This is a genomic window from Streptomyces sp. ITFR-16, assembly GCF_031844705.1.
Lineage (GTDB): Bacteria > Actinomycetota > Actinomycetes > Streptomycetales > Streptomycetaceae > Streptomyces.
This window is the reverse complement of the sequence record NZ_CP134609.1, coordinates 455734-477840: the sequence shown is the minus strand read 5'-3', so window position 1 is coordinate 477840 and position 22107 is coordinate 455734. Positions and strand designations below refer to the sequence as shown.

Annotated in this window: 23 protein-coding genes; 11 read left to right on the top strand and 12 right to left on the bottom strand. The window is 72.8% G+C overall.

Annotated elements, in window-relative coordinates; genetic code table 11:
• Positions 1-61: 61 nt before the first annotated feature.
• The 4 genes from RLT58_RS02180 to argJ all read left to right on the top strand — a co-directional run bounded on the left by RLT58_RS02180 (position 62) and on the right by argJ (position 3577).
• The gene (locus RLT58_RS02180; protein WP_311308643.1) at positions 62-736 is read left to right on the top strand and encodes a helix-turn-helix domain-containing protein; all 675 of its coding nucleotides are present in this window, start codon (positions 62-64) and stop codon (positions 734-736) included.
• A 179-nt stretch (positions 737-915) separates the two neighbouring features.
• Positions 916-1530: a dihydrofolate reductase family protein gene (locus RLT58_RS02175; protein ID WP_311308642.1), complete on the top strand. Its 615-nt coding sequence runs from the start codon at positions 916-918 to the stop codon at positions 1528-1530.
• A gap of 57 nt (positions 1531-1587) precedes the next feature.
• On the top strand, positions 1588-2316 hold the full coding sequence (locus RLT58_RS02170; protein ID WP_311308641.1) for an SDR family oxidoreductase: 729 nt from the start codon (positions 1588-1590) through the stop codon (positions 2314-2316).
• Between the two features lie 64 nt (positions 2317-2380).
• The gene (gene argJ / locus RLT58_RS02165) at positions 2381-3577 is read left to right on the top strand and encodes a bifunctional glutamate N-acetyltransferase/amino-acid acetyltransferase ArgJ (RefSeq protein ID WP_311308640.1); all 1197 of its coding nucleotides are present in this window, start codon (positions 2381-2383) and stop codon (positions 3575-3577) included.
• A 24-nt stretch (positions 3578-3601) separates the two neighbouring features.
• Here the strand turns inward: argJ and RLT58_RS02160 are convergent, their stop codons facing one another.
• From RLT58_RS02160 to RLT58_RS02125, 9 genes are all read right to left on the bottom strand, one after another.
• Positions 3602-5275 (bottom strand): ABC transporter ATP-binding protein, encoded by a 1674-nt coding sequence (locus tag RLT58_RS02160; RefSeq protein WP_311308639.1) that lies wholly within the window; start codon positions 5273-5275, stop codon positions 3602-3604.
• Entirely contained in the window at positions 5272-6195 is a 924-nt protein-coding gene (locus tag RLT58_RS02155; protein ID WP_311308638.1) for an ABC transporter permease, read from the bottom strand. Before RLT58_RS02155 ends, RLT58_RS02160 begins: the two co-directional genes overlap by 4 nt.
• Positions 6192-7142 carry an ABC transporter permease gene (locus RLT58_RS02150; RefSeq protein ID WP_311314394.1) on the bottom strand — a complete coding sequence of 317 codons (951 nt, stop codon included), beginning with the start codon at positions 7140-7142 and terminating at the stop codon, positions 6192-6194. Before RLT58_RS02150 ends, RLT58_RS02155 begins: the two co-directional genes overlap by 4 nt.
• A complete protein-coding gene (locus RLT58_RS02145) occupies positions 7139-8746 on the bottom strand; it encodes an ABC transporter substrate-binding protein (RefSeq protein WP_311308637.1) in 1608 nt (535 codons plus the stop codon). Before RLT58_RS02145 ends, RLT58_RS02150 begins: the two co-directional genes overlap by 4 nt.
• A gap of 123 nt (positions 8747-8869) precedes the next feature.
• Entirely contained in the window at positions 8870-9013 is a 144-nt protein-coding gene (locus tag RLT58_RS02140; RefSeq protein WP_311308636.1) for a putative leader peptide, read from the bottom strand.
• Between the two features lie 175 nt (positions 9014-9188).
• On the bottom strand, positions 9189-10004 hold the full coding sequence (locus RLT58_RS02135; RefSeq protein ID WP_311308635.1) for a TauD/TfdA dioxygenase family protein: 816 nt from the start codon (positions 10002-10004) through the stop codon (positions 9189-9191).
• Between the two features lie 64 nt (positions 10005-10068).
• Positions 10069-10146: a putative leader peptide gene (locus RLT58_RS36065; RefSeq protein ID WP_399131812.1), complete on the bottom strand. Its 78-nt coding sequence runs from the start codon at positions 10144-10146 to the stop codon at positions 10069-10071.
• A gap of 175 nt (positions 10147-10321) precedes the next feature.
• Positions 10322-11143, bottom strand: coding sequence for a DUF1684 domain-containing protein (locus tag RLT58_RS02130; RefSeq protein ID WP_311308634.1), 822 nt, complete (start codon positions 11141-11143; stop codon positions 10322-10324).
• 177 nt (positions 11144-11320) lie between these two features.
• Positions 11321-11455, bottom strand: coding sequence for a hypothetical protein (locus tag RLT58_RS02125; RefSeq protein WP_311308633.1), 135 nt, complete (start codon positions 11453-11455; stop codon positions 11321-11323).
• Between RLT58_RS02125 and RLT58_RS36060 the strand changes: the two genes are divergently transcribed.
• From RLT58_RS36060 to RLT58_RS02105, 5 genes are all read left to right on the top strand, one after another.
• Positions 11441-11512, top strand: coding sequence for a putative leader peptide (locus RLT58_RS36060; RefSeq protein WP_399131810.1), 72 nt, complete (start codon positions 11441-11443; stop codon positions 11510-11512). The genes RLT58_RS02125 and RLT58_RS36060 overlap by 15 nt on opposite strands.
• A 214-nt stretch (positions 11513-11726) precedes the next feature.
• On the top strand, positions 11727-12845 hold the full coding sequence (locus RLT58_RS02120; protein ID WP_311308632.1) for an LLM class flavin-dependent oxidoreductase: 1119 nt from the start codon (positions 11727-11729) through the stop codon (positions 12843-12845).
• A 10-nt stretch (positions 12846-12855) separates the two neighbouring features.
• Positions 12856-14220, top strand: coding sequence for an NtaA/DmoA family FMN-dependent monooxygenase (locus RLT58_RS02115; RefSeq protein WP_311308631.1), 1365 nt, complete (start codon positions 12856-12858; stop codon positions 14218-14220).
• Between the two features lie 96 nt (positions 14221-14316).
• Positions 14317-14895 carry a molybdopterin-dependent oxidoreductase gene (locus RLT58_RS02110; RefSeq protein WP_311308630.1) on the top strand — a complete coding sequence of 193 codons (579 nt, stop codon included), beginning with the start codon at positions 14317-14319 and terminating at the stop codon, positions 14893-14895.
• 336 nt (positions 14896-15231) lie between these two features.
• A complete protein-coding gene (locus tag RLT58_RS02105; protein ID WP_311308629.1) occupies positions 15232-15450 on the top strand; it encodes a hypothetical protein in 219 nt (72 codons plus the stop codon).
• A 17-nt stretch (positions 15451-15467) separates the two neighbouring features.
• Here RLT58_RS02105 and RLT58_RS02100 read toward each other — a convergent pair whose 3' ends face one another.
• Complete coding sequence (locus RLT58_RS02100) at positions 15468-16172, bottom strand: M24 family metallopeptidase (protein WP_311308628.1); 705 nt, start codon at positions 16170-16172, stop codon at positions 15468-15470.
• Between the two features lie 46 nt (positions 16173-16218).
• Positions 16219-17502: a glutamine amidotransferase-related protein gene (locus RLT58_RS02095; RefSeq protein ID WP_311308627.1), complete on the bottom strand. Its 1284-nt coding sequence runs from the start codon at positions 17500-17502 to the stop codon at positions 16219-16221.
• 300 nt (positions 17503-17802) lie between these two features.
• Here RLT58_RS02095 and RLT58_RS02090 point away from each other — a divergent pair, with 300 nt between their 5' ends.
• Together RLT58_RS02090 and RLT58_RS02085 are read left to right on the top strand one after the other, a co-directional pair.
• Entirely contained in the window at positions 17803-18627 is an 825-nt protein-coding gene (locus tag RLT58_RS02090; protein ID WP_311308626.1) for an FAD binding domain-containing protein, read from the top strand.
• The gene (locus RLT58_RS02085; protein WP_311308625.1) at positions 18624-21428 is read left to right on the top strand and encodes a molybdopterin-dependent oxidoreductase; all 2805 of its coding nucleotides are present in this window, start codon (positions 18624-18626) and stop codon (positions 21426-21428) included. The genes RLT58_RS02090 and RLT58_RS02085 overlap by 4 nt, the downstream gene beginning before the upstream one ends.
• Here RLT58_RS02085 and RLT58_RS02080 read toward each other — a convergent pair.
• Entirely contained in the window at positions 21425-21991 is a 567-nt protein-coding gene (locus tag RLT58_RS02080) for a type 1 glutamine amidotransferase domain-containing protein (RefSeq protein ID WP_311308624.1), read from the bottom strand. The genes RLT58_RS02085 and RLT58_RS02080 overlap by 4 nt on opposite strands.
• Positions 21992-22107 lie beyond the last annotated feature (116 nt).

Genomic DNA, 22107 nt, shown 5'->3' with positions numbered 1-22107 from the left:
TGGGGCCGACTCTCGCTAGCGTTGGCGTGCAACGACGACCGCGAGGAACAGGGAGCCCGAGATGCCCGCACCATCGCATCCGGCGAGAGGCGACATCGGCCGGCGTGCGGCCACGCGTCGCAAGCAGCTCGGTCTGTCCCGGGAGGAAGTGGCCCTGCGCGCCGCCGCCGCACCCGGCTACATCGCGTACGTGGAGGAGCACTCCGCCGCCCCGGGGATCAGCTTCATGCTCCGGCTGGCCAACGCCCTGGACACCACCGTCGAGGAGCTGACGGGCGCGACCGGCGATCTGCCGAGCGGACGCGCGCGGGCGGCCCAGCAGGCGCGGCTCGCGGAGCTCGACGAGGCGGAGTCCTGGGAGCTGCTCGGGGACCACGGCGTGGGCCGGGTGGCGCTGGCCAGCGGGGACGGGCCGGTCGTGCTGCCGCTGAACTACCAGGTGCTGGACGGTGAGGTCATGTTCAGCACGGCCGCGCACTCCCCGCTCGCCTCGGCCGAGGGCACGGAGATCGCGTTCGAGGCCGATCACATCGACGACGCCTTCAGCCGGGGCTGGAGCGTGCTCCTCGTCGGTCCGGTCCGGGCCGTCGAGGACGAGGAGACCGCTCAACGCCTCAGGGACGCCGCATATTCGACACCGTGGGCGGGGGAGGGGCGCGAGCAGGTGATGGTGCTCGCGCCGCGCCGCGTCACCGGGCGGAAGATCATCGTGCGCGGAGCGCCCGGAGACGCCTGAGCGGACGGTGCCGGTGACAAGGGGGACGGGACCGTGGCCCACGATGCTCCCTGGCGGCGCCTCGGTGGCGGCGCTCGGTGTCCTGCTGAAGGTCGCGCTCGGTGTCCGCTCGCGTCGTGTCCGGTCACGCGGATGACGGGGAGCGATGAGTTCCGGCGACGGGCCGAGTCGGTAAGGGCATGACTCGTATCATCGCGGATATCTCGGTCTCCCTCGACGGTTTCGTCACCGGCCCCGACCCCGGGCCGGAAGGCGGTCTCGGGGCCGGCGGCGACGCCCTGCACACCTGGGCTTTCTCCGACGACCCCGAGGACCGTCGCATGCTGAGCGAGGGGACCGCCCGTTCGGGCGCGGTCGTCCTCGGGCGCCGGCTCTTCGACGTGGTCGACGGGCCGGACGGCTGGAACGACGAGGTCGGCTACGGCGCGGCCGAGGTCGGTACGCCCTCGTTCGTCGTCGTCACGAGTGCGGTGCCGGAGCGGGTGCGGCGCGCCGACCTCGACTGGAGGTTCGTCACCACCGGTCTGCCGGACGCCGTCGCCCTCGCGCGGGAGCGCGCTCGGGCGGCGTCGTCCGAGAGGGGCAAGGATCTCGACGTCGTCCTGATGGGCGGCGGCGTCACCGTCCGCTCGGCCCTCGATGCCGGGCTGGTCGACGCCCTCGTACTGCATCTGTCGCCCGTGGTGCTGGGCGCGGGCACACCGTTGTTCACCGGTGCGGTGCCGCGCACCCTGGTGCAGCGGAAGGTGATCCCGACGTCGACCGCGACCCATCTGTTCTACGACGTCGTCTAGCGTCGGGTGGTGACGGCGCCGCAACTCCGCGCGCGCCGCACGGCATTCGGGGAGAACATGTCCATCGGGAGCAGTGAAGCACCGGTCACCTTCATCACCGGCGGGTCGAGCGGCATCGGGGCGGAGACCGTACGGCGGCTGCTGGGCCTCGGCCATCGGGTCGCGGCTACCGGGCGCAGCGCGAAGAAGCTGGCGGTACTGGCCGGGGCGGCGGCGGAGGCGGGCGCGGGCGACCGGCTGCTGACGTTCGAGGGGGATGCCGCCGACTGGGGGCAGGTGTCGGCGGCCGTCGGGGAGACCGTGCGGGTGTTCGGCCGGCTGGACTGCGCCATCGCCAACGCCGGGTACGCGACCAACGGCGATGTCGAGACCGGTGACCCGGAGGAGTGGCGGGGCATGGTGCTCACCAATGTCCTGGGTCCCGCGCTGCTGGTGCGGGCGGCGCTTCCGGCGCTGAAGGAGTCGCAGGGGCGGGTCGTGCTCATCGGGAGCGTCGCCGGCTTCAAGAACACGCCCGGCAACCTCTACTCGATGACGAAGTTCGCCGTGACCGGGCTGGCGGAGAACGTCCGCATGCTGGCGACGGGGTACGGCGTCGGTACCACCCTGATCGCGCCGGGCCGGGTGCTGACGCCGTTCTGGGACGAGCGCCCCGGCGGGGCCGAGGCGGCGGGCGCGATGATCTCCGCCGGGCAACTGGTCGACACCGTCGTCTGGGCGATCACCCAGCCGCGCGGGGTGGACGTGAACACCCTGGTCGTCCGTCCGATCGGCCAGCCCAACTAGGGCCTGTGCGCACGGTCGTGGAACACGATGGACAGCGCCCGCTCATCATGTAAATATATGTTGCATGACGCATGATCATGCATTGACAGAGGCTGCCGGCCCGCTCGTGTGGCCGGTCGGATTCCGGGCACACACCGGGCACGGCGGACTGCGCGAGCACGGCGACGACATCTCGGTCGTCGTGTCGGACCGGCCGGCCACCAGCGCCGCGATGTTCACACAGAGCCTCTTCGCGGGACCGGCCGTCGTCCTCAGCCGCCGGCACGCCGAGGGCCGGAACCTCCGCGCCGTGACGACCCTCGCGCAGAACGCCAACGTCGCCACCGGGCGCCGGGGCGAGGAGAACGCCGCCGAGGTCGTCCGCCGCGTCGCCGGGATCGCCGGCATCCCGGCGGACCAGGTGCTCATCGGCTCCACCGGTGTCATCGGACGCCCCCTGCCGATGAGCACCATCCTCGCCCACTTCGACGAGACCGCCGGGCGCGGCGACGCGGCGTTCGGGGCCGGACCGCTCGACGTGGCCCGCGCGATGATGACCACCGACACCCGGCCCAAGACCGCCGTGCGCACCGTCGGGCAGGCCCGCATCGTCGGCATCGCCAAGGGCGTCGGCATGCTGGAGCCCAACATGGCCACCATGCTGGCGTACGTGTTCACGGACGCCGAGGTGCCGGCGGGCGAGCTGGACGGCGCGTTGCGCGGGGCGGTGAACCGTACCTTCAACTGTCTGAGCGTCGACACCGACACCTCGACCTCCGACACCGTCTCGGTCATCGCCAACGGTGCGGCGGGCCCCGTCGATCCGGCCGCGTTCGCCGAGGCCCTCGCCGACCTGTGTCTCGACCTCACCACCCAGCTGGCCGGCGACGGCGAAGGAGCCACGAAGCTCCTGCGCGTCACCGTCGGCGGGGCCGGCGACCCCGGCCAGGCCAAGCGCATCGCCAAGAGCGTCGTCAACTCCCCGCTGGTCAAGACCGCCGTCCACGGCGCCGACCCCAACTGGGGCCGGGTCCTGATGGCCATCGGCAAGAACACCGACGAGACCGGCATCGAGCCCGGCAAGGTCACCGTGGCCTTCGGCGACATCGAGGTGTACCCCGAGGAGCCCGAGGCCGACACCCTCGACCGGCTGACCGCCCTGATGCGCCGGAGCGAGGTCGACATCGTCATCACCCTCGGCCTGGGAGAGGCCGAGGCCACCGTCTACGGCTGCGATCTGTCCGCCGGCTACGTCCGGGTCAACGCGGACTACACCACATGACCCGCTGCGGGAAGTGACGGAACGTCAGATCAACGCGCCCGTCCGTCGGTTGCCGGGAATCGCGGCGAGCAGCTCCTCGGTGTACGGATCGGACGGGGCCGCGAAGATGTCGTCCGTCGCACCGGTCTCGACCAGGCGGCCGCGCCGCATCACCCCCACCCGGTCCGCGATCTGGCGCACCACGGCCAGGTCGTGGGAGATGAAGAGGTAGCTCAGACCCAGCTCACGCTGGAGTTCCACCAGCAGTTCGAGGATCTGTGCCTGCGCGGAGACGTCCAGCGCCGACACCGGCTCGTCGCACACGACCAGATCGGGTTCCAGTGCGAGCGCCCGGGCGATCGCCACCCGCTGCCGCTGGCCGCCGGAGAGCTCGGTGGGCCTGCGCCGCAGCAGGGAGGCGGGGAGCAGCACCCGCTCCAGCAGATCGCCCGCGCGCCGCACCCGGTCCTTGCGGCTGCCCACCCCGAAGGCCCGCAGGGGCTCGGTGATCACGTCCGCGACGGACAGCCGGGGATCCAGGGAGGCATACGGGCTCTGGTAGACGATCTGCATCCGCTGCCGAAGCCGCCGCAGCGCACCGCCCCGCAGCTCCGTGATGTCCTGCCCGTCGAACACGACCCGCCCGGACGAGGGGTCCGTCAGCCGCACCACCATCCGCGCAGTGGTCGACTTGCCGGACCCCGACTCGCCCACCAGGGCGAACGTCTCGCCCCTGCGCACGGTGAAGCCGACCCGGTCGACCGCCCGCAGCGTCCGCGCGCCGCCCTCCCGGTGAGGCAGCGGGAAGTCCTTCACCAGGTCCTCGACGATCACGAGATCCGGGGACGGAGCCGGGCTGGGGGAGGCCTCCGGGACCCGCTTGTCCCGGCCGGCCGTCCCCCGGCGCTCCACGACCAGGCGGCTGCCCGCCAGGCTCGGGGCCGAGGCCAGCAACTGCCGGGTGTAGGCGTGCTGCGGGGCGCTCAGCACCTGCTCGGTGGGGCCGGTCTCGACCACCGCGCCGCCGGACATCACCACGATGCGCTGTGCCCGGTCCGCCGCGACACCCAGGTCATGGGTGATCAGCAGAACCGCCGTGCCCGACTCCTTGGTCAGGGTCTCGATGTGGTCCAGGATCTGCCGCTGCACGGTGACGTCCAGCGCGCTCGTCGGCTCGTCGGCGATCACCAGCCGGGGCCGGGCGGCCACCGCGATGGCGATCAGCACGCGTTGCCGCATGCCGCCCGACAGCTCGTGCGGATACTGCCGGGCGCGCACCCCGGGATCGGGCAGTCCGGCCTGCCCCAGGATCTCGACCACCCGCTCCGCCGCGGACTCCCGGTCCGCGAGACCGTGGATCAGGAGCACCTCCGCCACCTGCGGTCCGATGCGCCGGACCGGGTTCAGCGACACCATCGGGTCCTGCGGGATCAGCCCGATGTCCCGGCCGCGCCGGGCCCGCAGCTCCTTCTCCTTCACCCCGGCCAGGTCCACGCCGTCGAAGAGGATCTGCCCCTCCTCCAGTGCCCCGCCCTCCGGCAGCAGCCCGATGAGCGCATGCGCGGTGGTGCTCTTGCCGGAGCCCGACTCGCCGACCACGGCGACGACTTCGCCCGTCCGCACGGTCAGGTCGACGCCGCGCACGGCAGGCACGGCACCCGTCCGGGTGCGGTAGGAGACCCGCAGCCCGCGCACGTCCAGCAGTGGTCCGTCCGTCATCGTGTCGTCCTGCTTTCCCCGTCGAGCGCGCGCGAGATCCGGTTGGCGGCCAGCACCGTGGCCGCGATGGTCAGGCCGGGCAGGGTGGTCAGCCACCACGCCGTGGCCAGGTAGTCGCGGCCGCCCGCGACCAGCGCCCCCCACTCGGGGGCCGGCGGGGTCGCCCCGTACCCCAGGAAGCTGAGCGAGGACACCTGGAGCACGACCCCGCCGAAGTCGACCGCGGCGTACACCAGCACCGGGCCCGCCGAGCTCGGCAGCACATGGCGCAGCAGTACGGAGTACCAGCGCGCCCCGGAGGAGCGCGCCGCCTCCACGTACACCGCGCCGCGCACCCGCAGCACCTCGGAGCGCATGATGCGGGCGAAGCTGGCCACGCTGGTGATGCCCACCGCGATCGCCACCTTGACCGTGCCGAACCCCAGGGCGGTCACCACGGCCAGCGACAGCAGCAGGTTCGGGATGGCCAGCAGGACGTCGGCGACCCGCATCAGGAAGGCGTCGACCCAGCCGCCCAGATAGCCCGCGAGCAGCCCGAGCAGCGAGCCCACCACGAGGCCCACCGCGACCGCCAGGACCGTCGCCTGGAGCGACAGCGCCGATCCGTGCACGACCCGCGCGAACAGATCGCGGCCCAGCTGGTCGGTGCCGAAGAGATGGCCGGCGCCGGGCCCCTGGAGCTTGTCGCGGGGGACGCCGGCCAGCGGGTCCTGCGAGGTGAACACGCCCGGGAAGAAGGCCGATACGAGCACCAGCGCCAGCAGCGCGAGCGACAGGACAAGACCCGGGCGGCGGAGGAGGAACCGGGCCCGGTTCCGGGCGCGAGCACCGGCGCTCTCCCGGACCGCCGGTCCCGGTTCCGGCGCCTGCGCCTTCCGTGCCCGGCCGGTCATCGCCTCCGCGGTCAGCAGCTCGGTCATCGTGCCACCGCCGCGGAGGTCGTGATCCGGGGATCGATCAGCGGATAGAGGAGGTCCACGGCCAGATTCGCCAGGACGAAGACGAGCGCCCCGAACACCACCAGGCCCTGGACCACCGGAATGTCCTGGGCGCTCACCGCCGTGGCGGTGATGCGCCCCACCCCGGTCCGGGAGAACACCGTCTCCACCACCACCGACCCGGCCAGCAGATTGCCGACCAGCACACCCACCACCGTCAGGGGCGGGATGGCGGCGTTGCGGGTGGCGTGCCTGAAGTGCACCCGGGCCCGGCTCGCCCCCTTGGCGAGGGCGGTCTCCACGTACGGCTCCGCCAGGGTGGTGCGCAGGCTCTTGGCGAAGACCTGCGCGAGCACCGCGCCGGTGGGCAGCGACAGGGTGATCACCGGGAGGACCAGGCTGCCGAACCCCTCGTTGCCGAACGCCGGCACCAGGCCCCAGCGGAACGACACGATCTGCACGAGCACCAGACCGACCAGGAACGTCGGCGCGGAGACCCCGAGCGCGGGCAGCGACAGCAGCAGCTGCCGCAGCCAGCGCCACCGGGTGTACGTGGCGAGCAGCGCGGTGCCCGCCCCGAGGACGAGTGCCAGCACCAGGGCCCCGGAGGTCAGCTGGAGCGTGGCGGGCAGCGCGGTGCCGATCATGTGGCCGACCTTGTCGCCGCTCTGCACCGAGATCCCGAAGTCGCCCCGCAGGGCGTGCCGGAGCTGGGTGCCGTACTGCTCGAGGACCGGCTTGTCGAGCCCGTACGTCCTTCTCAGCTCGGCCAGTTGTTCCGGGCTGACGTCATTGGTGTCTCCGGCACCTCCCGCCATGATGGACACCGGGTCCCCGGGCAGCAGGTACAGCACCGCGAAGGACAGGGTGAACGCCGCCCAGAGGACGAAGACCGCCTGGAGCAGGCGCCCGGCCAGATAGCGCCTCATGACAGCCACGTCTCGTGGAACTGCAGCCGCGAGGACGCCTCGAAGTCCAGGTCGTGGACCTTCTTGGACAGGCCGAGCACGGTGGTGAGTTCGAACACCGGGATCTGGTAGCCCTTGTCCAGCACGATCTGCTGCGCCTCGGCCACATGGGCGGCCCGCTCCGCCGGGTCGCTCGCGGAGGCCTCCTTGTCCAGGACCGAGTCCAGCGCGTGGTCGGAGAGGTGGCCGAGGTTGAGCAGCTTGCTGGAGTAGCCGGTGCGCAGGATGTCGGGGTCCACCCGTGTCGTGTTGCCCCAGGCGAAGTCGTAGTCGCCCTTCTGCCGGAGCGCCACGTAGTCGCCGATGGTGGAGGACTGGAGGGTGACCTGGATGCCGGTCTTCTTCAGCTGCTGCTGGATCAGCTCCAGCGCGGTCTGGTTGGGGCCGAAGTTGGACGCCCAGATGATCTTCAGGGCGAGCTTCTTCCCGCCCTTGGTCCGGATGCCGTCGGGGCCGGTGCGCCAGCCCGCCTCGTCGAGCAGCTTCCCGGCGCCCGCCGGGTCGTGGCCGAGCCGGTCGCTCAGGTCCTTGTAGCCGCTGGTGGTGCTGGCGAGTGAGCTGGTGGCCGGCCGGTAGCTGTCGCTGAGGACCGTGTCGACGACCTCCTGGCGGTCGATGGCCTTCTGGATCGCCTGGCGGACCTTGAGGTCCTTGGTGATCGGCCGCGCCGCGTTCGTCGTCAGCCCGAACGGCAGCCCGGGGTTGGCCCGGCTCTTCAGCGGGAAACCGGTGCTCTTGAGACCCGCCTCGTCCTGCGGCGCGACGCCGCCGATGGCGTCGACCTGACCGGACTGCAGGCTGCCCGTCCGTACCCCGGACTCGGGTATGACCTTGAAGGTCAGCCTGTCCAGATAGGCGGGGCCCTTGCGCTTCCACAGCGAGGAACCCCAGCTGTAGCCGGGGCGGCGGCGCTCCTCGACGGACTTGTTCGGGGTGTAGCCGTCGAGGGTGAACGGGCCGGAGCCGATCAGGTTGTCCGTGCACCGCTTCTCCGCCGGCAGCTTCACCGTCGACTCGGCGAGCAGCCCGAGGGTGAAGGTCGAAGTCGCCTGGAGGAACTGGGCGTTGGGGGAGTCGAAGGTGACCTTCGCGGTGTGGTCGTCGATGACGGTGGTGCTCTTGTACCCCGCCAGATAGCTGCTGCCGAGCACGGACTTGGCGCCCAGCTTCACGATGCCGTCGAAGTTGCTCTTCACCGCCCGCGCGTTCACCGGGGTGCCGTCGCTGAAGGTCGCCCCCTTGCGGAGGGTGAAGGTGAAGACCGACGCGTCCTCGCTCACCTTCCAGGACGTGGCCAGCCAGGGCACGATCTTCCCGGTCTTCGGGTCCTGGTCGGTCAGCGAGTCCACGATCTGCCGGGCCGGATAGATCGCGTCGTTGTTGCCCGCCTGCTGCGGGTCGACGCAGATCGGGTCGGAGGCCAGGGCGAAGGTCAGATGGCCGCCGGAGTGCGGGGCCGAACCGCCCGCGCTGTCCGCGCCGGACGAGGAGCACGCGCCGAGCGCGAGGGACAGGACGGTGACGGCGGCGAGGGAGGGCAGGGCGCGACGACGTGGGTCGGACATCAGCGGGTTCTCCAGGGACAAGAGGAAGGAGGCCGGGTACGACGGCGGCCCGCGCGGACCCAAGGGGGGGTACGCGGACGGGCACGGCCGTGACACGGGCCGGTGGTCAGGCAGTGGGAGAGGTCAGGCCTGACAGATGGCGCTGGAGACGCGATGCAGATCGATGTGCCTGCGGGCCGCGAAACGGGAACCGAGGAACACCGCGCAGCGCGTACCGGCAACACGGCTCGGGGTGATGTCCCCGGAGGCGGTCGGCTGGTACGGCATGGGTGGCGCGGTCCTCTCGAACACGGCGGCATCGCCCGCTACGGACGATGACGCGCAACGTACCAGCCCGAACGCCCGTATGAGAAGAAGGTTCCGGAGTGAGGCTCCGCTCCGCGTCCGGCCGTGCGCCCGCGTCCGTGTGCGCGGACGCGGGCGCACGGCCTTTGGCGGGGCGTCAGGACGCGGTCGCGTCCCGGGGGCGCTCCACACCGATCACCTTGCGGTAGACCCGGGCGCCGTCGCCGTAGTCGTCCACGGCGTAGTGCCAGGTCGCCCGGTTGTCCCACAGCACGAAGTCACCGGGGTTCCAGCCGAACCGGATCGTGTAGTTCGGCGAGGAGGCGTGCCGGAGCAGATGGTCCAGCAGCGCCTTGGACTCCGCCGGGGTGACGCCGGTGAGCCCGAGCGCCGAGCTGCTGATGAACAGCCCCTTGCGCCCGGTCTCGGGGTGTGCGAGGACGACCGGGTGCTCGACGGTCTCCGTGACGGCGCTCCGCGCGGTGCCCTGCGCGTAGTTCACCGGATCGCCGTCGTACACCGCGCTCACCGACTCCAGCAGCACCTTGAACGGCTCCGACAGATCGTCGTACGCCGTCTGGAGATCCGCCCACAGGGTGTGCCCGCCGAGCTCCGGCACCTCCTCGTACGTGAGCGACTCGATGGCGAACACCGGGCTGCGCCACAGCCCCCCGATGTGCCAGGTGCTCGCCTTGCCGGTCTGCTTGACGTTGTAGGGGTAGACCAGCGGGTTCGCCTCGTCCTTCACGGCCGTGGGGTGGTCGAACGGCTCGGCGAAGATCCTCACCGCCGCGACATGCTGATCGGGCGTCAGGTGCTGGTCGCGGAAGACCAGCACCTTGTGGTCGTGGAACGCCTGCCGCAGCTCGTCCGCGGTGGCGTCGTCGACCGGGCCGGTGAGATCGACGCCGAACACCTCGGCGCCGAACCGGGGTCCGGCGCGGCGTATCTCATGACGGGTGACGGTGGTCATGCCCAACTCCCTCTGCTTGGTGTACGGAACGGGCGCGCCCGGCGGAGCGGGGCGCGCGGCGGAGTCACGTACGGCAACAGAGGGCGGCACTCGTGCGTGCCAGGTCCACATGCAAGCGGCGGTACAGGCCGTTGGCGGTCACCCGGCCACGGTAGACCGGCCCGGGGGCGGCGGCGAGGACGCGCCGCCGCCCCCGCCGTCCGGCGGTCCGCTCCGCACGGCGAGACGGTGCTCGCGGCGCAGGTCCGGCCGCATCGTTTCACTCGTATGAAGATCTGACGTCGTACGGGGATCCGGCGCCGGGTGCGATCCCGGCGTCAGGGGCGGCCGCCGCGCTCCAGCGGGATCCTCTCGCCGGCCTCGACCGCGAACGGCAGCCGGTTCTCCGCCGGGGGCAGCGGGCAGGTCGCCAGATCCGTGTACGCGCAGGGCAGGTTGGCCGCCCGGTTGAAGTCGAGCCCCACCCGGCCGTTCCCGTCCGGGGCGGCGATCTGCAGCGAGCGGTTCGCCGCGTACGTGGTCACGCCCGAGGTCTTGTCCGTGAACAGCACGAACAGACTGCCGGGCTCCCGGCCGTTGAACGCGGTGAGGCGGTGCACCGTGCCGTCGTGCTCGAACTCGACCGTGCCGGGGGAGTCGTAGACGTGCTCCAGCCCCTCGACCGCAGCGCCCACGGTCACCGGACGCGGGGCGTCGAAGGCGGTGAAGCGGCCGGTCAGGGCCCAGCGGGGGTCGGGTGCGTAGGCGGGGGTGCGGGTGAAGGCGGTGCGCAGGGCGTTGCCGGGGTGACGGGGGCGCACGATGTCATGCCCGCCGCGCCTGGCGACCTCGATCACCGCGTCGCCGGCGACGGCGTTCACACCGGAACGTTCGGCGAGGACGCCGAAGTCGTACCGGCCGACGGCCTTGGTGCCGTCGATGACGAGTTCCTCGCCGTCCGCCAGCTCGACCACCACCCCGTCGGCCGTGCTCGACCACGCCCCCGGGGCGTCGTCGAAGCGGGCCGGTTCGGGGCTCAGCCAGTGCAGGCTCGTGATCGCGAGGAATCCGTGCGGTGCGGCGAGCACCTCCTCGTGGGCGCGGTGCCACTCCTCCCACTGCTGGACGAAGCTCACCCGGTCTGTGTCCTGGACGGTCATGTCCGCTCCTCGGTGTGCGCGCGCCGGGCCCGGTGGCCCGGTCGTCGTACGGCCGCCTCCTGCAACTCCCCTTGGCCCGGAAGTCATTCCCGGGCCGACGCCGCGACCTTGCACGGCGTTCGGGCGGGCATTGTTCAACGGCGGACGAACGGATAACGTGAAACGCCTTCACCGGCATCAGCGGCGTTCCGAGCCGCCGGCCCGGCCCAGGACTGCGAGGTGAACGGCATGCGGACGCGACTCCCCGGCGAGCGCGGCGGCCGTCTGCCGCGTCGCGGCCAGTCCTTCGAGCTGCGCGTGGCCCGGCGCCATGTCGACCTCCTCCGCGTGAGCAGCGCACTGTGTCCGAGGACGGCCACGGGCCGCTGACCGCGCCCTCCCGCATGCCGTGAACGAGCACACCCGACGTGCTCCGGCCCTTCCTTCCTCTGCGCACCCTTCCCCGAGCTCCCGCCCCGCCCGGCGTCCGCCGTGACCTCCGTGGTCACGGCCCACGCGACGGGCCCGGCCGGGGTGCGCGGGACGGTGTGCCCCTCCCCGGCCCACCCGTCGCCGACGCGACTTCCCACGGAGGCAGTTCCCCATGACCGACCACGCGGCCGGACCTCCCGGCCTGCACCTCGCCCTCGAAGTGGACGGCGACGGCGCCCACCCCGCCGCCTGGCGCCACGCGGGACGTCCGCCCGGCGACGCCCTCGGCCCCAGGGCGCTCCGGGAGGTGGTCGCCGCAGCCCAGAGCGCGGGATTCACCCTCGCCACCTTCGACGACTCGCCCCTGCCGCCCGGTACGGGACCGCAGGCGCCCGCCGGGCGGGTGGAGGCCGGGACCCGGGCCGCGTACGCCGCCCCGCTCACCGACCGGATCGGCCTCGTCCCCACGCTGCACGCCACCACCACGGAGCCGTTCCACCTCGCCACCCAGCTCGCGAGCCTCGACCACGCCTCGCACGGCCGGGGCGGCTGGCTGGTCGGCGCGGCGGCCGGTGACGACGCCCGCGCAACCGTCGGAGAACCGCCCCTGACGGCCGGTGCACCGGCCCGTGAGACCGCCGACGTCATCGACACCGCCCGCGCCCTGTGGGACTCGTGGGAGGACGACGCGGTCATCAAGGACGTCGCGACCGGGCGCTTCCTGGACGCCGACCGGGTGCACCACATCGACTTCGAGGGCGCCTCCTTCACCGTCAAGGGCCCTCTGATCACGCCCCGTCCGCCGCAGGGCCAACTCGTCGTCCTGGCCCCGGACGGGCTGGAGGCCGACGCGCGGGCCGACGTGGTCCTCGTCGGGCGGCCCACCGTCGCCGCGGTGGCCGCCCGCGCGGCCGAGGCACGTGCGGCGGGCGCTCCCCTGGTGTTCGCCGAGGTGGACGTGGTCCTGGACGCGGACGCCCCGGCCGCCGACCGGCTCGCCGCGCTGAACGAGGCCGCCGACTGGCCGGAGACCGGGCGGCTGCGCCACGCCGGCTCCCCGCAGGACCTCGTGGACCTGCTGCGCGAACTGGCCGCCTCGGTCGACGGCGTCCGGCTGCACCCCGCCGTGCTCGCCGTCGATCTGCCGGTCCTGGCCGCTCAGGTGCTGCCCGCGCTCGCCGCCGCCGGACTGCACCGGCCGCCGCTGCCCGGCGCCACCCTGCGCGACACGCTCGGCCTGCCCCGCCCCGCCAACCGGTTCGCCGCCCCGGCGGCCGCGCACTCGTCCTGAGGTGACTGTCATGACCGACCCGCATCCGCTGCCCAGCCTGCACCTCGGTGTGTTCTTCACCGGTGTCGGATCCCAGCTGATCTGGACCGACCCGGACGCCCCCTCGCACACGGCGGTCGAGACCTTCATCGACATCGCCCGGACCCTCGAACGCGGCCTGTTCGACGCCTTCTTCCTCGGCGAGGGGCTGCGGGTGCGGGAGAACCGGGGCCGGATCTTCGACCTCGACATCGCCGGCCGGCCCGACGCGATCACCCAGCTCTCCGTCCTCGCCGCCGTCACCGAGCGCATCGGCCTCGTGGCGACGCAGAACACCACCTACAACTACCCCGCCGACCTGGCCCGCCGGCTGGCCGGCCTCGACCTGCTGTCCGAGGGCCGCGCCGGCTGGAACATCGTCACCACCGACAACGCCTGGACCGGTGCCAACTTCCGCCACGGCGGCTGGCTGGAGCACGAACGCCGCTACGAGCGCGCCGGACAGTTCGTCGAGGCGGCCAAGGAACTGTGGTCCTCCTGGGCCCCGGACGCCGTCGCCCCCGACGGGCGGGCCGCCGCCTGGGCCCGCCCCGGCGCCATCACCCCGGTCGAGCGGGACACCGGTCTCGTACGGCTGCGCGCCACCGCCACCGTGCCGGCGAGCCGCCAGGGCCGCCCGGTGCTGTTCCAGGCCGGCGACTCGGACGGCGGCCGGGAACTCGCCGCCCGCCACGCCGACGTGGTGTTCTCCGCCAACACCGAGTACGGCAAGGCCGTCGCCTACGCGGCCGACCTGCGCGCCCGACTGGCCCGTTACGGCCGTACGGAGGACTCGCTGCGCATCCTGCCGGGCGCGAGCCTCGTCCTCGGCGACACGCAGGCCGACGCCGAGGAGAAGGCCCGCTGGGTGCGCGGCGAGCAGATCAACGGACCCCGGGCCATCGCCTACCTGGAGCAGTACTGGGGCACCGACCTGTCCGCGTACGACCCCGACGGGCCGCTCCCGGACATCGAACCCGCCGAGGGCGAACTCGACCCGTCACGCGGCACGATCTCCATCGAGCTGCGCAGCGGCAAGCTGGCGCACATCCGCAAGTGGCGCGCGCTCGCGGCCGAACGGGGTCTGTCGATCCTGGAGCTGGTGCGCGAGGTGTCCCCGGGGCACCCGACGTTCGTCGGCACCCCGTCGTCCGTGGCCGACGAGTGGGCGCACTACGTCCGCACGCGTGCCGTGGACGGGTTCAACCTCCTGCCGCATCTGCTGCCGGCCTCCATCACCGACATCGTCGACAAGCTGGTCCCGGAACTCCAGGAGCGGGGCGTGTACCGCACCGAGTACCGCGGCACCACCCTGCGCGACCACCTCGACCTGCCGGCCGTGGCCGTCACCGGCTGAGTCCCTCGGCTGCCGGGGCGGCCGGGGCTGGCACAATCGATCACCGGGACGGGATCTCCGCCGCCGTCCCGGCCGACCCGAGAGGACGATCGCAGCATGGCGACAGGACCGCTTCCTCCGGGGCAACACCTGGTCAAGGGCTGGCCCGTCTCGCACTACGGGCCCGTTCCGAAGTTCCGCCCCGACCGCTGGAACCTCCAGGTATTCGGCGCCACGGCCACCGCGGAGAAGTACACCTGGACCTTCGAGGAGATCACCGCGCTGGAGGGCGGCACCGTCGTCACGGACATGCACTGCGCCTCGGGGCCGACCTCCACCGGCCACGAGTTCTACGGGGTGCCCGGCGCGGCCCTGCTGGAGCTGGCGCCCCCGGCGCCGGAGGTCACGCATGTGATGGCCTGGGCGGAGTACGGCTACAGCGCCAACCTCCGCCTGGGCGACCTGGCTTCGGAGGGCACCCTGCTCGCGACCCACCACAACGGCGAGCCGCTCACCGTCGAGCACGGCTTCCCGCTGCGCCTCGTCGTGCCGCACCTCTACGGCTACAAGGGCCCGAAATGGCTGCGCGCCCTGGAGTACATGACCCAGGACCGCCGCGGATTCTGGGAGGAACGGGGCTACCACACCATCGGTGACCCCTGGACCGGCCGACGCCACTCCTACCAGGAGGACTGAGCTCCCAGCGGTCCGCCTTCGCGCGTGAGAAAGGCGCCGCGCAACGGCAACCCGGAGCGCCGCCGGCGGAAAAGCCACGGCCTCACCCTGGCACCATGCCTCCCGTCCCGCGCCCCGGCCCCGCCCACCGCCGTCGCCGTGCCCTGGACCAGGGCACGGGGGCCGGCGCACAAGGCGCCCCGCCCCTCGCCGCGCGCCCGGTGCCGCCGGCCGATGCCGCAGGGCTGACCCTCGCGGAGGCCGTCCGTACCTCTCATCCGCTGCCCGCCTTCGACACCGCCGGCTACGGCACCCTGGCGGCGCATCCCCGGCCCCGGGTCCGGATGTTCGTCACCGGTGACGAACTGGACCTGGCCGGCAGACCGGGGCCCGGGAGGGTCCGGGACCGGGCTGACCCGGCTGGTGCCGGTCGCCTGGGACGAGCGCGGCGCCCGGGTCCTCGACGGGCACCGCGCGGTGTTCCTGCGCGGTGCGGCGGTGGGCGACGCCCTCGCCGTGATCACCCCGGACCGGCGGGACGGACGGCCCGCGCCGGTGATCCTGCTCCCGGGCTGAGCAGCGCCCGGGAGGCCCTAGGCCAGGTCCAGCAGCTGTTCGTAGAAGCCGCCGAAGCCGCGTTCCTCGTCCACCAGGTGGATCTCCAGAATCCAGTGGCAGCGCCGCCCCGCCCGGTCGGTGCGGCGCACCGGGTGCTCGTTCTCCGGGGTCACATAGGACTCGACCCGCGCACCGTCGATCGTCTCGTGCGGGAACTCACCGACCAGATGCCCGGCGTGCCACCCTCCCAGCCTCCAGCCCGCCCCGGCGGCGAGCCGCTCCACTTCCGCGTACAGCTCGCGGCCCGTGATGTGCGGGTCCGCCCGGAACGCGCTGCGGCCCGCGGCGAAGACGGTCGCCAGGTCGTCGCGCAGCCGGTGCTTGGCCGGGTCGTCGCCGAACACGAACGTGCGGCCGAAGTCCGCCTCGTACTCCTCGAAGATCGGCCCGAAGTCGGCGAACGCGATGTCGTCCGCGCCGATGACCCGGTCCGGGGGATTCTCCTTGTACGGGAAGAGCGTGTTCGGGCCCGAGCGGACGATCCGCTTGTGCCAGTGCCGGGTGGTGCCGAACATCTCGTTCGCCAGGTCCCGGATGCGGTCGCTGACCTCGCGCTCGCCGGTCCCGGCCGCCACCAGCCCCCGCTTCTCCACCTCGGCGAACAGCGCCTCGGCCTTGTGCTGCGCCTCCACCAGGCCGTCGGCGCGCGCCTGCTCGTCCACGCGGTCGGGTGTTTCCATGGGTCGTTCCTCTTTCACGGTCGGTCAGCGGGCCTCTCACGGTAGGTCAGCGGCCCGGGGTGGCGAGAGCGAGGAAGTGGTCCTCGGCGTCCTCGTACTCCGTCAGCCGCCAGCCCGCCGAGCGGAGCGCCGGCTCCAGGCTGGGCCGGGCCAGCGGATCCGCCGGGCTCACCGGACGCCCGTGGCGGGCGGCGCGCTCCACCCGGCCCGACGGGTGGAAGACCGCCAGGACGGCATCGGGCGCCGCCACCCGCGCCCACTCACCGAGGGCCGCGCCGGGGTCCGGAAGATGGTCCAGCAGCCCCGCGCTGAAGATCCCGTGCACCGAACCGGACGGCAGCGGCAGACGGTGGCAGTCCGCCAGCAGCAGGTGGGCCAGGGCGGTGCGTCCGGTACGGGCCGCCGCGCCGAGCATCGCGTGGGTGACGTCGACGCCCAGCACCGTGCCGTGGCCGTCGACCCCGTCCCGCAGCGCGGGAAGCGCGCGGCCCGTCCCGCAGCCCAGGTCGAGGGCCGTCTGTCCGGGCCGCAGCCCCATGCGGGCCACCGCCGACGCGTAGACCGGGGCCTGGTGGGCGAACCGGTCCTCCCAGGCCTCGGCCCTCGGCGTGAAGAAGGCACGCGTGGCGGTGTGCCCGGAGCGGGCGGCCACGAGCGCGGCGAACCGGCCGAACACCCGGTCGCGGTACGGAGCCAGCGCCGCCAGGCTCCCCGGCGTGCCGTCCCGGAGGCCGGGCGCACGCGCCGCCTCCCCGGGGAACGCCGTGACGAAGGCGTCGACGGCGGCGCCGTCGACCTCCAGATGGAACTGCAGCCCCCACGCACTGCCGTGCACCCGGAACGCCTGGACCGGATAGCGGTCGCACGAGGCGAGCACCACCGCCCGGTCCGGGAGGTCCATCGTGTCCCCGTGCCAGTGCAGCACATCGAGCCGGCCGGGCAGACCGGCGAACAGCGGGTCCCCGGCCGCCGACGCGGAGAGCGCGACGCCGCCCCACCCGATCTGCTCGCCCGATCCGGGCCGGGCCGTGCCGCCCGCCGCCACCGCGAGCAACTGGGCGCCCAGGCACACCCCCAGCACCGGCACATCCGCGGCCAGCGCCGCCCGCAGCAGCGCCAGTTCCGCGCCGCGCGTGGGGAATCCGTCGTCGCTGTACGCCGACCGGGGCCCGCCCATCACCACCAGCGCGTCCACGCCGACGAGGCCGTCCGGTACGGGATCGCCCTCCCACACCCGGCACACCCGCACATCCAGCCCCGCCGCCTCCAGCGCGGTGGCGATCGCGTAGGGACCCTCGCCCGGCTCGTGCTGCACGACTACGACGCTCATCGGCCCGTCCTTCGCCCGCGCTGTCCACAGATGCGGCCCGCAGAGCGGGAAAATCCGGCAGATGCGCAACTTGGAGAGATTCTTCCTGGCACCTGAGGGATTCTGCTCGATACCGTGGAACGGGTCCAGCAGAAAAGGGCCGGGCGGGCCGAACCCCCAGGGAACGGAGGTGCACCCCTTGGTCGATTCACCAGGACGCGGCCGGTCGAGGGAGCGGTATTCCGTGCTGCGCACCAGTCGTTTTCGGCCTCCCGCCCCGCTTCACTGGCGTGGAAGCAGCGGCCGAAGACGGTGGGGGACATGGATCTGAACACGGTTCTCGACGTGCGGGACGCCCGGCGTCACGAGCCCTGGCGACCGGGCGACGCCTGGCTCGGCGGCGGGACGTACCTGTTCTCCGAACCCCAGCCGCACCTGCGGCGGCTGGTCGATCTGAGCCGGATGGGCTGGGACCCGGTCCGGACCCTGCCCGACGGATCGGTGGAGATCGCGGCCACCTGCACCATCGCGCAGCTCTCCCGGTTCGGGCGGACGCTCGACGCGGCGGCCGCCCCGCTCTTCGAACAGTGCTGCCGGGCCTTCCTCGCCTCGTTCAAGATCTGGAACATGGCGACCGTCGGCGGAAACCTCTGCAACGCCCTGCCGGCCGGCCCGATGATCTCCCTGACCGCCGCCCTCGACGGCGTGTGCCTGCTCCGGGCACAGGACGGTTCGGCGCGCCGGGTGCACGCGGCGGACTTCGTCACCGGAGCGGGCCGCAAGGACCTCGCCGAGGGTGAACTGCTGCGGTCGGTGACGCTGCCCGCCCGCGCCCTGGCCTGCCGGACCGCCTTCCGGCAGGCCTCGCTGTACGGCCTCGGACGCTCCGGCGCCCTGGTCACCGGCACGCTGGACCCGCAGGACGGCTCGCTCGCCGTGACCGTCACGGCCGCGACCCGGCGGCCGTTCCGGATCTGGTTCGCCCTGCCGCCCGGCCGGGCCGGACTGCGCGCGGCCATCGAGTCGGCCGTGGGCGCGGACGACTGGTTCGACGACATCCACGGGCTGCCCGAGTGGCGGCGGCACATGGCCTTCCACCTCGCCGAGCAGATCCGGCACGAACTCACCCGGGAGGGTGCCCGATGAGCTTCGGAATCCGTGTCAACGACCAGCCCTTCGACTCCGAGCCCCGCCCCGGGCAGTGCCTGCGCACCTATCTGCGCGAGCGCGGCTGGTTCGGGGTGAAGAAGGGCTGCGACGCGGGCGACTGCGGCGCCTGCACCGTCCATGTGGACGGCGAGCCGGTGCACAGCTGCCTCTATCCGGCCGTGCGCGCGGACGGCCGCTCGGTCACCACGGTGGAGGGCCTGACCGGCAAGGACGGCGAACTCCACCCCGTACAGCAGAAGTTCCTGGACGCCCAGGGCTTCCAGTGCGGGTTCTGCACCGCCGGCTTCCTGATGACGACGGCCGCCCTCGAAGAGGAGAAGGGCACCGCCCACGACGACGGCAAGCTCGACGACCTGCCCCGGGCCTTCAAGGGCAACATCTGCCGCTGTACGGGCTACCGCGCCATCGAGGACGCCGTCCGCGGCGTGCGGCACACCGAACGCCCCTGCGCCGGGCAGGCGGTGGGCAAGAGCCTCGGCGCCCCGGCCGGCCCGCAGGTCGTGACGGGCACCGCCCGCTACACCTTCGACGTCGAGGTCCCGGGCCTGCTGCACATGAAGCTGCTGCGCTCCCCGCACCCGCACGCCCGCATCCTCGCCATCGACACCTCCGCCGCCCTGCGGGTCCCGGGCGTCCACGCCGTCCTCACCCACGAGGACGCGCCCGACACCCTGTACTCCAGCGCCCGGCACGAGCACCCCACCGAGGACCCCGACGACACCCGCGTCCTGGACGACACCGTCCGGTACGTCGGCCAGCGCGTCGCCGCCGTCGTCGCCGACAGCGAGCAGGCGGCCGAGGAGGGCTGCCGGCGCGTCGAGGTGACGTACGAGCAACTGCCGTACGTCACCGACCCCGAGGAGGCGATGCGCGCGGGCGCGCCCGTCATCCACGCGGGCAAGGGACCCGAAGTGCGGATCGCCCGCGTCGAGAACAACGTGGCCGGTGAGGTGCACGGCGAGATCGGCTCCGTCGAGGAGGGGTTCGCCGAGGCGGCGGTCGTGTACGAGGAGACCTTCCGCACCCAGCGCGTCCAGCACGCGAGCCTGGAGACCCATGGCTGCGTCGCCTACTTCGAGCCGAAGGACGACGGCACGGGCGAGCGGCTCACGGTGCGCTCCAGCACCCAGACCCCGTTCCTGACCCGGCGCGCGCTGTGTGCCCTCTACGGGCTCCCGGAGGACGAGGTCCGGGTCGTCGCGGGCCGGGTGGGCGGCGGCTTCGGCGGCAAGCAGGAGATGCTGACCGAGGACATCGTCGTGCTGGCCGCGCTCAGGCTGCGCCGCCCGGTCAAGCTGGAGTACACCCGCGCCGAGCAGTTCTACGGCGCCACCACCCGCCACCCGTTCACCATCCGCATCAAGGTGGGCGCCCGCGCCGACGGTACCCTGACCGCGATCCAGATGCGGGTGGTCTCCAACACCGGTGCGTACGGCAACCACGGCCCGGCCGTGATGTTCCACAGCGTCGGCGAGTCCTTCGCCGTCTACCGGGCTCCGCACAAGAAGGTCGACGCCTTCTCCGTCTACACCAACGGCGTACCGGCGGGCGCCTTCCGGGGCTACGGCCTGGGCCAGGTCACCTTCGCCGTCGAATCCGCCATGGACGAGACGGCCCGCCTCCTGGACATGGATCCGCTCGTCTTCCGGGAGAAGAACATCATCGGCCCCGGCGACCACATGGCGAGCCCGATCGGTGAGGAGGAGGACCTGCACATCGCCTCGTACGGCCTGGCCCAGTGCCTGTCGATCGTGCGCGACGCGCTGGCGGAGGACCGCAGCGGGGAGGACGTCCCGGAGGGGTGGCTGACCGGTCAGGGGACGGCCATGGCGATGATCGCCACCGGCCCGCCGGGCGGTCACTACGCCGACGCGACCGTCTCCCTCCTGGCCGACGGCACCTACGACATCGCCGTCGGCACCGCGGAGTTCGGCAACGGCACCACCACCGTCCACAAGCAGATCACCGCCGGCGCCCTCAACACCACCGTCGACCGCCTGGCCGTCAGGCAGTCCGACACCGACGTCGTCCGGCACGACACCGGCGCCTTCGGCTCGGCCGGCACGGTCGTCGCCGGCAAGGCGGTCCTCCTGGCCTCCGAGTCGCTGGCCGGGCGCCTCAAGACCTTCGCCGCGCGGCACACCGGAGTCGCCCGCCACCTGTGCACCCTCGGCGCCGACGCGATCGACTGCGCCGGACGGACCGTCACCCTGAAGGAGCTGTACGAGGCGGCCGACGCCGCCGGCGCGCAGGACGAGATCACGGCGGAGGGCCACTGGGGCGGCAGCCCGCGCTCGGTGGCCTTCAACGCCCAGTGGTTCCGGATCGCCGTCGACCCGGACACGGGCGAGATGAAGATCCTGCGCAGCGTCCACGCGGCCGACGCGGGCAAGGTGATGAACCCGCTCCAGTGCCGGGGCCAGATCGAGGGCGGCGTCGCGCAGGCGCTGGGCGCGACCCTCTTCGAGACCGTACGGCTCGACGAGCGCGGCGAGGTGACCACGGCCGCCTTCCGCCGCTACCGCCTCCCGCAGTACGCCGATGTGCCCCGCACCGAGGTGCACTTCATGGAGACGACCGACGCGATCGGCCCGCTCGGCGCCAAGTCGATGAGCGAGAGTCCCTTCAACCCGGTGGCCCCCGCCTTCGCCAACGCGCTGCGCGACGCCACGGGCATCCGCTTCACCGAGATGCCCGTGACCCGGGACCGCGTCTGGCTGGCGATGGCCCGGCGGGCGGAGTCCCGGCCGCCGGGTGAGCCGGGGGACACGCCCTAGGCCTCCACGCTCAGGGCCGCGTCGATCTCCCGGACGAACGGGTCCAGATCGCCCGGGTTGCGTGAGGTGATGAGCTTCCAGCCGCCCGAGTCGTCCGCGACGACCGGCTCGTCCGTCCAGTCGCCGCCGGCGTTGCGGATGTCGGTCTGCAACGAGTGGTAGGAGGTCAGCCGCTTGTCCGCGACCGCGCCCGCCTCCACCAGCACCCAGGGCCCGTGGCAGATGGCGGCGACGGGCCGGCCGGAACCGGTGAAGGAGCGCACGATCCGGGTGGCCGCGTCCCGCACCCGCAGCGCGTCGGCGTTCAGCGTGCCGCCCGGTACGAGCAGCAGGTCGTAGCCGACCGGGTCGACGTCGTCCAGGGTGAGATCGGGACGGACCGTCTTTCCGGGGTCCTTGTCGCCCACGAGCGTGTCGATGCCGTCCATGGTCACCGCGGCGACATCGACCTGGGCACCCCACCCGCGCAGATGCTCGACCGGTACGACGAGCTCGTCCTGCTCGACTCCGTAGTTGGTGACGATGGCCAGTACCTTGCGCTTGCTCACGTCGTGGTCACTCATCGGCTGGCGCCCTTTCTGTCGTAGGGGGCTATCGTCGGTCCGTTTACCCGCGACCGCAGCTTCTGTGCCCCCCGCACCGCCCCCGAACGGCGTAGCGGGAAACGGCCCGGTATGCA